This is a genomic window from Isoptericola sp. S6320L (assembly GCF_023015685.1).
Taxonomy (GTDB): domain Bacteria; phylum Actinomycetota; class Actinomycetes; order Actinomycetales; family Cellulomonadaceae; genus Isoptericola; species Isoptericola halotolerans_A.
Genome location: NZ_JALKAT010000023.1, coordinates 25743 through 40072 on the forward strand (window position 1 = coordinate 25743; position 14330 = coordinate 40072).

At 72.9% G+C, this 14330-nt stretch carries 14 protein-coding genes and 1 tRNA gene; 8 read left to right on the plus strand and 7 right to left on the minus strand.

What is annotated here, in order from left to right:
- Positions 1-88: 88 nt before the first annotated feature.
- Together MWU57_RS12560 and MWU57_RS12565 are read left to right on the plus strand one after the other, a co-directional pair.
- Positions 89-964, plus strand: coding sequence for an alpha/beta fold hydrolase (locus MWU57_RS12560; protein WP_246909528.1), 876 nt, complete (start codon positions 89-91; stop codon positions 962-964).
- Complete coding sequence (locus MWU57_RS12565) at positions 957-1553, plus strand: WHG domain-containing protein (protein ID WP_246909530.1); 597 nt, start codon at positions 957-959, stop codon at positions 1551-1553. The genes MWU57_RS12560 and MWU57_RS12565 overlap by 8 nt, the downstream gene beginning before the upstream one ends.
- A 183-nt stretch (positions 1554-1736) precedes the next feature.
- Here MWU57_RS12565 and MWU57_RS12570 read toward each other — a convergent pair whose 3' ends face one another.
- Both MWU57_RS12570 and MWU57_RS12575 read right to left on the minus strand, forming a co-directional pair.
- Positions 1737-2561, minus strand: a complete 825-nt coding sequence (locus MWU57_RS12570; RefSeq protein ID WP_246909531.1) for a Bax inhibitor-1/YccA family protein — start codon at positions 2559-2561, stop codon at positions 1737-1739.
- A 161-nt stretch (positions 2562-2722) separates the two neighbouring features.
- Positions 2723-6088 carry an efflux RND transporter permease subunit gene (locus tag MWU57_RS12575; protein ID WP_246909532.1) on the minus strand — a complete coding sequence of 1122 codons (3366 nt, stop codon included), beginning with the start codon at positions 6086-6088 and terminating at the stop codon, positions 2723-2725.
- 275 nt (positions 6089-6363) lie between these two features.
- On the opposite strand from MWU57_RS12575, the gene MWU57_RS12580 reads away from it, so the two are divergent.
- Positions 6364-6600: a hypothetical protein gene (locus tag MWU57_RS12580; RefSeq protein WP_246909533.1), complete on the plus strand. Its 237-nt coding sequence runs from the start codon at positions 6364-6366 to the stop codon at positions 6598-6600.
- Between the two features lie 24 nt (positions 6601-6624).
- Positions 6625-7287, plus strand: a complete 663-nt coding sequence (locus MWU57_RS12585) for a helix-turn-helix domain-containing protein (protein ID WP_246909534.1) — start codon at positions 6625-6627, stop codon at positions 7285-7287.
- Here MWU57_RS12585 and MWU57_RS12590 read toward each other — a convergent pair.
- Complete coding sequence (locus MWU57_RS12590) at positions 7261-8205, minus strand: EamA family transporter (protein WP_246909535.1); 945 nt, start codon at positions 8203-8205, stop codon at positions 7261-7263. The two genes, MWU57_RS12585 and MWU57_RS12590, sit on opposite strands and share 27 nt — an antisense overlap.
- Positions 8206-8277: 72 nt before the next feature.
- On the opposite strand from MWU57_RS12590, the gene MWU57_RS12595 reads away from it, so the two are divergent.
- The 4 genes from MWU57_RS12595 (at position 8278) to MWU57_RS12610 (ending at position 11032) form a co-directional block, all read left to right on the plus strand.
- Positions 8278-9246: a LysR family transcriptional regulator gene (locus tag MWU57_RS12595; protein WP_246909536.1), complete on the plus strand. Its 969-nt coding sequence runs from the start codon at positions 8278-8280 to the stop codon at positions 9244-9246.
- 48 nt (positions 9247-9294) lie between these two features.
- Positions 9295-9921: a ClpP family protease gene (locus MWU57_RS12600; protein WP_106267640.1), complete on the plus strand. Its 627-nt coding sequence runs from the start codon at positions 9295-9297 to the stop codon at positions 9919-9921.
- Positions 9921-10538 (plus strand): ClpP family protease, encoded by a 618-nt coding sequence (locus MWU57_RS12605; protein WP_246909537.1) that lies wholly within the window; start codon positions 9921-9923, stop codon positions 10536-10538. Before MWU57_RS12600 ends, MWU57_RS12605 begins: the two co-directional genes overlap by 1 nt.
- A gap of 290 nt (positions 10539-10828) precedes the next feature.
- Positions 10829-11032: a hypothetical protein gene (locus tag MWU57_RS12610; RefSeq protein WP_246909538.1), complete on the plus strand. Its 204-nt coding sequence runs from the start codon at positions 10829-10831 to the stop codon at positions 11030-11032.
- Positions 11033-11064: 32 nt separating this feature from the next.
- Here the strand turns inward: MWU57_RS12610 and MWU57_RS18180 are convergent, their stop codons facing one another.
- The 4 genes from MWU57_RS18180 to MWU57_RS12630 all read right to left on the minus strand — a co-directional run bounded on the left by MWU57_RS18180 (position 11065) and on the right by MWU57_RS12630 (position 14288).
- Positions 11065-11442, minus strand: a complete 378-nt coding sequence (locus MWU57_RS18180; RefSeq protein WP_281495669.1) for a helix-turn-helix transcriptional regulator — start codon at positions 11440-11442, stop codon at positions 11065-11067.
- Between the two features lie 179 nt (positions 11443-11621).
- Positions 11622-11695: transfer RNA gene (locus tag MWU57_RS12620), tRNA-Leu, on the minus strand.
- 81 nt (positions 11696-11776) lie between these two features.
- A complete protein-coding gene (locus MWU57_RS12625; protein ID WP_246909539.1) occupies positions 11777-13228 on the minus strand; it encodes an NAD(P)/FAD-dependent oxidoreductase in 1452 nt (483 codons plus the stop codon).
- Positions 13229-13334: 106 nt separating this feature from the next.
- On the minus strand, positions 13335-14288 hold the full coding sequence (locus MWU57_RS12630; RefSeq protein ID WP_246909540.1) for a Ppx/GppA phosphatase family protein: 954 nt from the start codon (positions 14286-14288) through the stop codon (positions 13335-13337).
- Positions 14289-14330: the final 42 nt, after the last annotated feature.

Below are 14330 nucleotides of genomic sequence, written 5' to 3' on the forward strand. Positions count from 1 at the left end.
CCACCGCTCCGGCCGCATCCCCGACCTGTCGGTGGGTGGTGCGGCCGGAGACGTTGACTTTTTGGCTAATAGGCGTAGCTTATTGGCTATGAGCACAAGCCGGCACGTCTCGCACCGCTCCCTCCAGCGCCCCGAGGGCCGCCTCGCCTACACCGACACCTCCCCCGGCGACGCCGATCGCCCGGTCCTCGTCGCCGTCCCCGGCATGGGCGACCTGAGATCCACCTACGCCGACGTCACCCCGGCGCTGGTCCAGGCCGGGTGGCGGGTCGTCGTGACGGACCTGCGCGGCCACGGCGACTCGGACACCACCTTCACCCGGCACGGCGACGACGCCACCGGCTCCGACCTCCTGGCGCTCGTCGAGCACCTCGACGCGGGCCCCGCCGTCCTCATGGGCAACTCGATGGGCGCGTCCGCCGCGGCCTGGGCAGCCGCCGAACGGCCCGACCTCGTCCGGGGGCTCGTGCTGCTCAGCCCGTTCCTGCGCGAGACCGCCTCGCCCGGCAAGCAGCGGCTCCTGCACGCGGCCTATCGTGTGCTGTTCGCCCGCCCGTGGGGCGCCGCCGTCTGGGCCGGCTACTACTCGATGATCAGCAAGGGACGGCGGTCACCCCGGCACGCCGAGCACGTCGCGCAGGTCCGCGCCGCGATGTCCGACGGCGCCCACCTGCGCTCGTTCCGGCACCTGGCCCTGGCGCTCGACCACAGCGTGGTCGAACGCCGTCTGGCCGAGATCCAGGCGCCCGCGCTCGCCGTCGTCGGAGCCCTCGACCCCGACTTCGGCGACCCGGCGGCGGAGCTCGCCTGGGTGCAGGGCGCGCTCGGCACACCGGCACGGCACGCCGTCCTCGTCCCCGAGGCCGGTCACTACCCGCAGCACCAGACTCCCGACGTCGTCGTCCCGGCGGTGCTCGACTTCCTCGCCGAGCTCCCCACGGCGACCGGTGGCCCCCGTGCCTAGGGCCGGGCTGTCGCGCGAGGCCGTCGTCGGCCTCGCGCTGGGGGTGGTCGACGACGGCGGTACGGGCGGGTTCGCCGACCTCACCCTCGCCCGGGTCGCCGCCCAGGCGGGGGTGGCGACCCCCAGCCTCTACAAGCACGTCGGCTCGCTGGCCGAGCTGCGCCGCGAGGTGTCCGTCCGCGCGGTCGGCGAGCTCGCGGGCGCCACCTCGCGCGCGACGGTCGGGCTGTCGGGGCCCGACGCCGTGCGCGCCATGGCGCACGCGTGGCGCGGCTACGCCCGCGTCCACCCCGGCCGGTACGCCGCCGCCCAGACGGGGCCCGACCCGGACGACCCGGCGCACGCCGCCCACCGCGACGCCGCCGCCGAGAGTGTCGCCGTCGCGGTCGCGACGCTGCGCGGCTTCGACCTGCCCGAGGAGTGCGTGGTCGACGCCGTGCGGGCCGTCCGGTCCGCCGTGCACGGCTTCGTGACCCTCGAGCTGGGCGGAGGGTTCCGCGCGCCGCAGGACGTGGACCGCAGCTTCGACGCCCTGGTGGACATGCTCGTCGCCGGTATCGCCGCGCTCGCTCGCCGCGAGCCCGGCTGAGCGCGCAACTACCTCGCGGCGCCCGGCGCTACCTCGGCTGTTCCACTACTACCTCGCCGGGCCTGGCACTACCTCGGCGGGGCCGGCACTACCTCGGCGGACGACGACGGCCGGCCACCCGTGATCGGGTGGCCGGCCGTCGTCTCGGTCGAGCGGGCGCGTGCTACCGCGCCGGGAGGTGCGTCACTCGCGGAAGATCGCGAGGAGGCGCAGGATCTCCAGGTAGAGCCAGATGAGAGTGACCAGCAGGCCGAAGGCCGCCGACCAGGCGAACTTGGCCGGGACGCCCTGCTCGACGCCGCGCTTGATGGAGTCGAAGTCGACGATGAGCGACATGGACGCCAGCACCACGGCGAAGAGGCCGACGATGATGCCCAGCGTGCCACCGCGCATGCCCCAGCCCTCGAGCACGCCGGTCCAGACCAGGACGACGTTGACGAGGGAGAAGACCAGGTAGCCGATCATGCCGATCAGCAGGAAGCGCGTGAACTTGGGCGTCACCCGCACCTTGCCGGAGCTGAACAGCGCCAGCGCGACGGCGAAGACGGACAGCGTCGCGAGGACCGCCTGCAGGACCACGCCGTCGTACCAGGACTCGTAGTACCTCGAGATCCCGCCGAGGAACAGGCCCTGCGCCACCGTGTACAGCGTGATGAGCAGCGGGCTCGGGTTCTTCTTGAAGGCGTTGACCAGTCCGAGCACCAGGCCCACGACCATGCCGATGATCCACAGCGACGGGATGGTCTCGGTGAGCGACCAGCTCACCGCCGCGACCACCACGAGCAGCGAGAGCAGCCCGGCCGTCTTCATGATGACGTCGGTGTAGGTCAGGCGCTTCGTGTCGACCGGCGTGGCCGACGGCGCGTTGTACATGTTCTGCAGCGACGCGGCGTCGGCGGCCTGCGCGCCGAAGCGACCGGCCTGGCCGGCCGATGCCGTCGCGGTGCCTCCGGCGCCCCGGCGGGGCTCGCCGAAGACGGCGCTGTTCGAGAAGACGGGGTTGCTCATGAGCTCCTCCTGGTCGCGGCTGCCGGGTGCCCGACGACGGGTCGTCGCGCGGACAGGGCCGGGTCGCTGGCCGTGGCCATCATCCTAGGCAACGCGCGACCCGGCCGACAGGTTCCCGGCCGATCTGTGACGTGTCCGGGACCGTCTCCGGTCCTGGCTGGTCAGCCCCGGGCGGCCTGCGCGGCGGCCTCCCGGTCCTTCTTCTCGACCCGCTTCGTCTCCCGCTTCGCGGCCCGCCGCTCGCGCCGGGCCTCCTTGCGGTCCTTGCGCCCCTCGACCAGCACGTACAGCACCGGGACGATGAGCAGCGTCAGCAGGGTGGACGAGACGAGCCCGCCGATCACCACGAGAGCGAGCGGCTGGGAGATGAAGGCCCCGCCGCCGGTGAGACCGACGGCCATCGGGGTCAGCGCACCGATGGTCGCCAGCGCCGTCATGACGATCGGACGCAGTCGCTTGCGTGCCCCCTCGCGCACCGCCTCGTCCAGCGACCGGCCGCGCAGCCGGTACTGGTTGATGAGGTCGATCAGCACGATGGCGTTCGACACCACGATGCCCACGAGCATCAGCACACCGATGAGCGCCGGCACCCCGAGCGGGGTGTCGGTGGCGAGCAGCGCGACGAGCGCACCGGTCGCGGACAGCGGCACGGAGACGAGCAGGATGAGCGGCTGCACGAGCGACTTGAACGTCGCGACCATGATCAGGTAGACGATCGCGATCGCGGCCAGCAGCGCCAGCCCGAGGTCGGCGAAGGCCTCCTCCTGGTCCGCCGCGACGCCGCCGACCTCGACGGTGGCGCCCGGCGGCAGGTCGAGCCCGTCGACGGCGGTGGCCACGTCGGTGCTCAGCGTGCCGAGGTCCTGGCTCTCCGGGGTGATCGACACGGTGGCCGAGCGCTCGCCGTCGACGCGGCTGATCGAGCTCGGCGTCTCCACCTCTTCGACCGCGGCCACGTCCGTCAGCGGCACCATGCCGGTGGCGGTCGGGATCTCGATCTCCTCGACCTCCTCGACCGACTGCGGCGCCTCGCCGGAGACGACGACGGCGTCCACGGGGCCCTCGCCGAGGTCCACCTCGCCGACGGTCTGCTCCGGGTTCATCGTGCCCGAGACGATGCCGGCCACCTGCGTCTCCGTGAGGCCCGCCTCGGCGGCGGCCTCCCGGTCCACGGTGACCTGCAGGACGGGCTGCGCGGCGGAGAGGTCGTTCGTGACCTCCGCGACGCCGTCGAGCCCGGACACCGCCTCCTGGGCCGCCTCGGCGGCCGTGGCGAGGTCGTCGGTCTCGTTGGCGCGCACCACCAGGTCGATCGTGGTGGAGCCGAAGCCGGAGTCGCCCCCGGCCACGCTGACCTCCGTCGTCGGGCCCTCCCCCGCCAGCGACTCGGCCGCCTCGCGGACGTCGTCCTGGACGGCGAGGGGGTCGGCCGCCTCGTCGAGCGTGATCGAGAAGGTGGCGGTCGGCGTCGAGCCGCCGCCGAAGAACGCGGCCTCGCCGGCGTCGCCGGCGCCCACCGAGGTCTGGACGGTCTCGATGCCGTCGACCTCGCCGAGCGCCTCCTCCATGTCACGTGCGGCGTCGTCCTGCGCCTCGAGCGACGCGGTGTCGGTGAACGTCTGGGTGACCGAGACGGTGTCCTGGCCCGAGTCCCCGATGAAGTTGGTCTCCAGGCGCGGGACGAGGGCGAGCGTGCCGGCGAGGATGCCGACGGCGATCACCACCGAGATCCACGGGTGCCGCAGCGACGCCGCGAGGCTCGGCACGTACGCGCGCTGCCAGAGCCCGCGGCGCTCCTTGGCCTCGGCGGCCTCCCGGATCGAGGCCCCGCCGTCCGTGGCACCCTCGGTCCCCCGCGGCGCCTTGACGAACCAGTACGCGAGCACCGGCACGATGGTCAGCGCCACGAGCAGCGAGGCGAGCATCGCGATGGCGACGGTGAACGCGAACGGCCGGAACAGCTCGCCCGTCATGCCGGCGACGAGCCCCAGGGGCAGGAACACCGCGACGGTGCAGATCGTGGAGGCGGAGATCGCCCCGGCGACCTCTCCGACGGCGGTGAGGATCGCCTGCTTCTTGTCCTCGCCGTAGGACAGGTGCCGCTTGATGTTCTCGATGACGACGATCGCGTCGTCGACCACGCGGCCGATGGAGATGGTCAGCGCGGCGAGCGTGAGGATGTTGAGCGTGTACCCGGTCAGGTCCATGACGAGGAACGCCGTGGCCAGGGACAGCGGGATCGAGACGGCCGAGACCAGCGTCGAGCGCACCGACAGCAGGAACACCAGGATGATGAGGATCGCGAAGATCAGGCCCAGACCGCCCTCGGTGGCCAGGCCCTCGATCGACTCCTCGATGAAGGGCGCCTGGTCGAACACGACGGCGGTGCTGATGCCGGCGTCCTCGAGCTCGGCGGCGTTGTCGTCGATGACGTCCTGCACCGCGTGCGAGACGTCGACGGTGTTGCCCTGCGGGGTCTTGGTGATCGCGATGCCGAGCGACGGCTCGCCGTCCAGACGGGAGAAGGAGGTCGCCTCGGTGGGGGCGACGGTGATCTCGGCGACGTCGCCGAGGAGCACGGGCTCCGGCACCTCGGGCGGCGCGTTGGCGTCCGGCAGCAGTTCGTCCTGGCCGGGGACGGTCGCCCCGCCGTCGGCACCCGGCTGGCCCCCTGTGCCCGACGGCGGCACGTCCGCCGCGTCGCCGGGCGCGGTGGCGCCGTCGTCGGCTGCTCCGGCACCTGCTGCGGCGTCGGGGCCGGCGGCACCGGCGCCGGCCCCGGTGGCCGACGGGACCAGCGGGATCTCCTCGAGGTCCTCGACGCTCTCCACGCGGGTGCCGGCCTGCAGCGAGTAGGTGGCGCCGTCCTCGGTGACGGTGCCCGCCGGCACCACCACGCCGTAGTCCGCGAGGACGTCGGTCACCTGGGTCAGCTCGAGCCCGTCCTCCGCGAGCTCGGCGGGGTCGACCTCGATGAGCACCTGGTCGGCCTGGCCGCCGGTGACCGCCACCGAGCGCACGTCGTCGATCCGCTCCAGCTCGGGCACCAGGACGGTGTCGATCTCGTCCGCGAGGGCGGCGACGTCGTCGGCCCCCGCCGCGGCGAGCTGGATGACGGGCAGGTCGTCGAGCGAGCCGGTGATGACCTGCGGCTCGACGTCCTCCGGGAGCTGCGACTGGGTCCGCGTGACGGCGGTGGTGAGGCGCTGCGTGGCGGCGTCCATGTCCGTGCCGTAGGCGAACTCGACCGTGGTCATCGACATGCCCGTGGACGCCGAGGAGCTGATCGACTCGATGCCCTCGACCGTCTGCGCGGCGGCCTCGAGCGGCTCCGTGACGTTCTGCTCCACGACCTCCGGCGACGCCCCCGGGTACACGGCGACGACCGCCCCGGCCGGGAACTCGAGCGACGGGATGAGCTCCTGCTTCAGCGAGGTCAGGCTCAGCGCACCGAAGGCGAAGATCGCGATCGTGGCGAGCGCCACGACGGCACGGTTGGCCAGGGACAAGCGGGCAAGGCGGAACACACACACTCCAGGGGAAGCGACGGGGAGGTGCACGACGGCGGCATCGTACGGCTGCTCAACGGAGCCTACGCCGGTGGAGTTCCCGCCGGGTCACGGGCGGATGAACCCTGGACGGCCTGTTCGAACATTTGTACGATTGAGGGGCCCGCCCCGCAGATTTCACCGCGTCCGCACACCCGTCTGAGACGAGTCCAAAGATCCCGTTGCAAAGTCTTCTTTGCAACGCTATGTTGGTACCACGTCGAAGAGCCGTCCGCCGTCACCGGGAGTCCGACATGCTGCTCGCCATCACCGCCCCTGCCGCCACCGGCCGCCACCACCACCGCCTGCTGGACGGTCTCGTCGACCGGCTGGGTCGCGGGCTGGTCGCGCTCGGGACCCGCATGGCCCGGACCTCGCCCACCCGGCGCCCCGAGCGCACCGGCGCCTGCCGCGCCGCCGAGGCCCACCGTCGCGCGGGCGAGCACATGCGCGACAACGCTGCGCAGGTCAACCCGCTGGGACTGCGCTGACCGCCTCGCTGTACCGTCATGGGCATGAGCGAGACCCCGGAGCGCCCGGCCGCACCGTCCCGGCGACCCGACCAGCTGAGCGCGACCCGGCTGCGGGGGCTGTCGCACCCGCTGCGCGTCCGGATCCTCGACCTGCTGCAGGTCCACGGCGCCCTCACCGCCAGCGGGCTGGCCGAGATGGTGGGCGAGTCGAGCGGGTCGACCAGCTACCACCTGCGTCAGCTCGCCAAGCACGACTTCGTCCGGGAGGTCGAGGGCCGGGGAACGGCCCGCGAACGCTGGTGGGAGGCCTCCCCCGGCGGCTTCTCGATCGGCCCGGAGGACCATGACGACGCCGGCCTGCGGACCACCAAGTCGCTGGTGAACGCCGAGTTCGAGCGCAACCGCCAGCAGAAGATCTGGCAGCTGCTCGACGCGATCGGTGACAGCGAGCTCGACGCGTCAGGTTTCTCCGACTGGAAGGACGCCGTCACGCTCAGCACGTCCAACTTCTTCGCCACTCCCGAGCAGCTCGCCCGCGTGATCGACGCCGTGAGTGCCGTCCTCGACGAGCAGCTGGCCCCGCTGCGGGACCAGGAGGACGTGCCCGGTGCCGTCCCGGTCCAGGTCCACTTCAACGCGTTCCCGATGGTGGACGCCGTGCGCCGCCGCGACCGGCCGTCAGCGTCGCGCGACGACCAGCCCTGAGGAGCCGCGCCCGCGGGCCGCACCGCCGGAGCCGGACGGCTCCTCGGCACGCGCCCGGCGCCGCGCCCCGCCCCACAGGACCCCGGCCACCACGAGAGCCGCGCCGCCCAGCTCCGGGACGCTGACCGCCTCCCCGAGGACGACCCACGCCGCCGTCATGCCCACGACCGGGACCAGCATCGAGTAGGGCGCCACCACCCCCGCGGGGTGGCGTGCCATGAGCCAGGTCCAGATGCCGGAGCCCAGCACCGTGCCCACCACCACCGTGTAGGCGAGCCCGACCAGCGCGCCGACGGCACCGGGGTCGTCGAACGACGTCAGGGACCCGACGATCTCGGCCGGCCCCTCGACCACCAGCGCGACCGCCAGCATCGGCACCGGCGGCACCACCGACATCCACAGCGTCAGGTGCAGCGGGTTCTGCGGCCGGGCCTGCCGGTTCGAGATGTTGCCGACCGCCCAGCCCAGCGCACCGGCGAGGGTCAGCAGGAACGGCAGGAGCGCCGCCGTCTGCGCCTGCTGCCAGCCGACCACGGTCAGTCCGGCGACGGCGACCAGGATGCCGGCCACCTGACGCGAGCCGACCCGTTCTCGCAGGAAGGTCGCCCCGAGCACCACCGTGAACGGTCCGGACGCCTGCAGCACCAGCGACGCCAGCCCGGCGGGCATCCCGACGGCCATCCCCCAGTAGAGGAACGTGAACTGCAGGATCCCGAACCCGACGCCGTAGCCGACCAGCCACCGGACGGGTACCTGCGGCCGCGGTACCAGGAAGATCGTCGGGACGGCGATCACCGCGAACCGCAGGGCCACGAGGAACATCGGCGGGAAGTGACCGAGCGACGCGTCGATGGCCAGGAAGTTCAACCCCCACATGACGGCCACGGAGGCGGCGAGGAGGCGGTGTCGGAACGGCATGCGGTCATCGTCCGGCCGGACCACCATGAAGGACAAGCGAAATGTTCTACCGCTACTCGGTAGGCTGCCTACATGGACGTCCGGCACCTCGAGCTCCTCCGCGAGCTGGCCGACCGCGGCAGCATCTCCGCCGTCGCCGCGGCGACGCACCGCACGCCGTCGGCCGTCTCGCAGCAGCTGCGCACCGCGCAGCGTGAGCTGGGTGTCGCGCTCGTCGAGCCCGCCGGCCGGGGCGTCCGGCTCACCGACGCCGGGCGGCTGCTGGCCGACGGCGCGGTCGACGTCGCCACGGCGCTCGCCGAGGTGCAGGCACGCTGGGACGCGTTCCGCGACGAACCGGTCGGCACGGTCACCCTGGCGGCCCTGCCGAGCGCCGCCACGTTCCTGCTCCCCGACGTCGAGCGGGCGATGGCCGGCACCGGCGTCGAGCTGCGCTACACCGACGCCGACGTGGCCGAGGCCGAGTTCGGTGCCCTGGCGGCCGACCACGACATCGTCGTCGCGCACAGCTTCACGAGCCCGCGACCGGCGCGGACGGACGGGCTCGTCGTCGTGCCCGTCGCCGTCGAACCCCTCGACGTCGCGATGTCCGCCGTCCACCCGCTCGCGGCGCGGGCGTCGGTCGACGTGTCCGACGTGACCGGGGCCGAGTGGATCGGGGTGCCGCCCGGCTACCCCTTCGACACCGTGCTGCAGAGCATCGAGCGGGCCACCGGTACGCGTCTCGACGTCCGGCAACGCCTCACGGACAACCGGCTCGTCGAGGCGCTGGTGGCCGCCGGCGACCGGCTGGCGATCCTCCCCCGCTTCACCACGCCGGTGGGCGACCGACTCACGCTGCGCCCGCTCACCGGCATCCCGGCCGACCGGCACGTCTCGGCCGTGCTGCGGCCGGACCGCGCGCGACGGCGCGCCGTGCGCCGGGTGCTCGACGCCGTCGTCCGCTCGGCCGCTGCCACCGCGCGGCGCCACCACGCCGACCCGGCGGACCCGGCCGACCGCGCCGGTGGCACGGCGATCTGCCAGGAGCGGATGCGCTGACGGCAGAGGATCGTTCCCCCACCGACCGCGACGGCGCACGGTGGGGCCATGACGATCACCACGCTCCGCTCGGAGACGCCCACGCCCCCCGCACCGTTCGACGACCAGCTGGCCACACGCCTGCTGCACCAACGCATCGTCGTCATCGGCACCGAGATCGACGACGCCGTCGCCACCCGCGTCTGCGCGCAGCTCCTGCTGCTGTCCGCCGAGGACGCCGCGGCCGACATCGCCCTGTTCATCAACTCCCCCGGCGGCTCCGTGTCCGCCGGCCTCGGCGTGTACGACACCATGCGGCTGCTGCCCAACGACGTCGTCACCGTCGGCGTCGGGTTCGCCGCCAGCATGGGCCAGTTCCTGCTCACCGCGGGCACGGCCGGCAAGCGCTACGCCCTGCCGCACACCCGGGTGCTCATGCACCAGCCGTCCGCCGGCATCGGCGGGACGGCCATCGACATCGCGATCCAGGCCGAGAACCTCGAGCACACCAAGCGGGTCATGGCCGAGCTCACCGCGCAGCACACCGGCCGTACCCTCGCGCAGATCACCGAGGACGCCGACCGCGACCGCTGGTTCACCGCGGCCGAGGCCGTCGAGTACGGGTTCGTCGACCGCGTCGTCGAGTCGGTGGACGACGTCCGCCCGACGGCGCCCGGCCGGAAGGTGGGTCTGTGATGTCGGGGAGCTACACGATTCCGAGCGTCGTGGAGCGCACCCCGCTCGGCGAGCGGGCCTCCGACGTGTTCAGCCGCCTGCTGCGCGACCGCATCATCTTCCTCGGCACCGAGGTCGACGACGGCGTCGCGAACGTCGTGATGGCGCAGCTGCTGCACCTCGAGTCCGAGTCCCCGGAGTCGCCGATCGACCTGTACATCAACTCACCGGGTGGCTCCGCGACGGCCATGACGGCGATCTACGACACGATGCAGTTCGTGCGCTGCGAGGTGGCCACCACCTGCATGGGGCAGGCGGCGTCGGCGGCGGCCGTGCTGCTCGCGGCGGGCACGCCGGGCAAGCGGGCCGTGCTCGAGCACTCCCGCGTGCTGCTGCACCAGCCGTCCGGTCAGAGCCAGGGCACCGTCTCCGACCTGGCAATCCAGGCGCGCGAGATCCAGCGCCTGCGGGACGAGACGGAGACGCTCCTGGCCCGGCACACCGGCCGGCCGGCGTCCCAGCTGCGCCGGGACACCGACCGCGACCTGATCCTCACCGCGGCCGAGGCCGTCGAGTACGGCGTCGCCGACGCCGTCGTCACCTCCCGCAAGCTCGCCGCCCGTGGGCTCGCGGCGTGAGGTCTCGCGGCGTGAGGGCTCGCTGCGTGAGGTCTCGCTGCGTGAGGCGGGCGGAGCCGATGGTCAATTGCGGACGTGCACGTCTGGCGTGATGCGGCACCGCAGCGCGCGCGCAGATCACGCCTGGCGTGAGATTCACCCCAGGCGTGATCGCCGGACGCTGAGCGTGACGGGGTCACGCCGACCGCGCACCCTCGATCCGCGCACCCCCGGTCCCGACCGCACAACGGGGCGCGCAGCTATGGTGGGGCGACGTCGCAGGCCACGGAAACGAACGAAGGGAGGGAACGATGGTGCGAGACCAGAGGTCCGCCACACCGTTCCTCGTCGCGCTCGCGATGACGACGCTGTCGGGATCCGCGCTCATCGTCCTGGTCCCGTTCCACTTCCGACCGCCCGAGCCGTGGCTGGACTGGGCGAGCTGGACGGCCGGCGTCGTCGCCCTGGTCAGCGCGGCGGCCCTACTGAGGCTCGGCCCCGGCGGGGCCAGGTAGCGGGCTCCGGGTCGGCTCCGGCGCGTGCCCGCTCAGGCGGCGAGGAGGACGGCGTCGGTCGTGACGACCGGTCCGGCACCGGCCGCCGGACCGACGGCGGCGCCCCGCTCGCCGATGTTCTTCAGCACGCGGGCCTCGCCGCGCTGGGTTTCCACGGTGGCCAGGGTGAGGTGCGCGTCGCCGACGAGGTCGACCAGACCGATCCCCAGCGCACCGCAGACCGACGCCAGCACCTCCGACGACGCCTCCTTGCGTCCACGCTCCACCTCCGACAGGTACGCGGTGGACATCCGGGCCGCCGCTGCGACCTCGGCCAGCGTGCGTCCCTGCCGCAGCCGGGCACGGCGCAGGATCGCGCCGACGAGGCTCCGCAGCAGAGGTTCGCGCGGTGGGTACGTCTCGTCGCTCATACGTCTGAAGTTACCCGTGGTCGGGGCGGCCGCACCGGACGGACCACCGCCTCGTGGCGCCGTTCTGCTACGGGCAGAAGGGCGCCCGCCCGGCCACGTACCGCCGTCAGGGGCCACGTCCCGCCGTCGGGGGCCACGTCCCGCCGTCGGGGGCCGCGACGCCCCGGCATCGCGAAGGGTGCCCCCGCCCGGGTTCGAACCGGGACTGGACCGGGTTTAAGCCGGCTGCCTCTGCCAGTTGGGCTACGGGGGCGACGCCGGAGACAGGAGCGGGCGGCCACGTTCGGCACAGGACGTGCCGAACGGAGCCGCCCGGCCGGGTCACGTCAGGGCGTCAGCCCTTCTCGGCCCGCGCCGCCGACGCCTCGGCCTTCTGCTCGACCTTCTCGTTCTGGGGCTTCGGCGGCACCGACGCCTTGCGGAACTCGTCACGCGGGTCGTGCAGCGAACCGAGCGAGACGATCTCGCGACCCATGAGGAACTGGCCGATCCACCCGATGAGGATGCGGAGCTTGCGGTTGCCGGTCGGCATCGCCATCACGTGGTAGCCACGGTGCGCGAGCCACGCCAGCGGGCCCTTGAGCTTGACGAAGCCGAAGAGCTCCGCGACGCCCTTGTACAGGCCGAGCGAGGCGACCACGCCGACGCTCTTGTGCTTGTACTCCACGGGCTCGGTCCCCTGGAGCTGCGCGACGATGTTGTCGGCGAGCTGGGTGGCCTCGCGGATGGCGTGCTGGGCGTTCGGGGGGCAGAAGCTGCCGGGGTTCAGCAGGTCCGGCACCGCGGCGCAGTCGCCGGCGGCCCAGGCCCCGGGCACGACCTCGCCGTTCTCGTCCTCGACCTGCAGCGTCGCCTTGACGGTGACGCGGCCCATCTTGTCCACCGGGAGGTCCGAGCTCTCCTTGATGACCGGGTTCGCCTTGACGCCCGCCGTCCACACGATCGTCTCGGTGTCGAACTCGACGCCGGTGGAGGTCACCACGTGGCCGTCCTCGCACGAGCTGAGGAACGTGTTGAGGTGGAACTCGATGCCGCGCTTCTTCATCTCCTCGAGCGCCCACTCGCCCATCGGCTCGGAGACCTCGGGCAGGATGCGGCCGGCGCCCTCGATCATCACGAAGCGCAGGTCCTCGGCCTCGATCGTCGGGTAGTTCCGCGTCGCGTACCGCGCCATGTCCTCGATCTCGGCCAGGGCCTCGATCCCGGCGAAGCCACCGCCGACGAACGTGAAGGTCAGCATCTTGCGACGCAGGTCGGCGTCCCAGGTCGAGGACGCGACGTCCATGCGGTTCAGCACGTGGTTGCGGACCGCGATGGCCTCCTCCACGTTCTTGAACCCGATGGCGTTCTCGGCCAGGCCCGGGATGGGCAGCGTGCGCGAGACCGAGCCGAGCCCGAGGACGAGCTGGTCGTAGGAGACCTCGTAGTCCGGGCCCGACTCCGGGTGGATCGTGATCTTGCGGTCGCCGTGGGAGATCTGGGAGACCTTGCCCTGCAGCACGTCGACGCCCTTGAGCGCGATGCGGTGGGGGGCGACGACGTCACGGGCGTCGATCGAGCCGGCCCCCGCCTCGGGCAGGAACGGCGCGTACGTCATGTACGGCCGCGGGTCGACGACGACGATCGCCGCCTCTCGCTTCCCGAGCTTCTTGCGCAGGCGGCGCGCCACGTAGAGCCCGACGGATCCACCGCCGAGCACGACGATGCGCGGGACCTTGCGCGGACGCGGGGCGGGCGCGGGCGCGTCCTGGGCATGGGTGTCCGTCGACAGAACGTTCTGAGGCATGGATCCAGTCTACGACCGCCCGCGGACCACTCGCGCGCGGGCTCCGCCACAGCGCACGTCAGGGCTGCCGGCTCGCGTCGATCACCGCCGTCGGTCCAGGAGAGGATCAGGCCAGGGAGAGGGCGATCCCGTCCAGGATGTCGCTCTCGGAGGTCACCACGTGCGTCAGCGCGCCGCCCGACGCCACGACCTCGTCACGGACCCGCGTCACCACCTGCGACCACACCAGTGCACCGGCACCGATGACGTCCGCGCGGCCCGGGTGCATGAACCCGAGGGCCAGCCGCTCTTCGCGCGTGCGGCCGAGCAGGTCCTCGCAGGCGGCGAGGACGTCGTCCACGCTCAGCACGGCGCCGTTGATGGTCTCGCGCCGGTAGCTGGTGAGCCCGAGCGCGTGCGCCGTCACCGACGTCACCGAGCCGGCCAGACCGACCAGCGTGGCCGTCCGCCCGAGCGGGACGACGGCGGAGGCCGCGTCGAGCGCGGTCGTCACGTCCGCGCGGGCCCGGGAGGTCTCCGCTTCCGTGGGCGGGTCGGAATGCAGGTGGCGCTCGGTGAGCCGCACGGAGCCGACGTCCATCGAGACGGCCGCGTCCGGCGTCGTCGACCCCAGCACGAGCTCCGTCGAGCCGCCGCCGAGGTCCACCACGAGGTAGGGGCCGGGGTGCTCGCTCGCCGAGCCGCTCGTGGCGCCCCGGAAGGAGAGCAGGGCCTCCTCCTCGCCCGAGACCACCTCGGGGTCCACGCCCAGCGCGGCTCGCACGCCGGCGGCGAAGTCGGCACGGTTGCGCGCGTCCCGGGTGGCCGAGGTGGCCACGAACCGCACGCGGGTGGCGCCCATCTCGGCAGCGACCTTGGCGTACTCCCGAGAGGCCGCCAGCGTGCGCTCGAGCGCCTCGGGCGCGAGCTCTCCGGTGCGGTCCACGCCCTGGCCGAGCCGCACGATCTCCATGCGTCGGTCGAGCTCGGTGAGGGTGCCGTCGTCGGAGACGTCGGCGACCAGGAGGCGGATCGAGTTGGTGCCGCAGTCCACGGCGGCGACACGGGTGCTGCTGCTCATCACGACCGCACCCTCTCATCCCGGACCGACACGTGCCCGCGC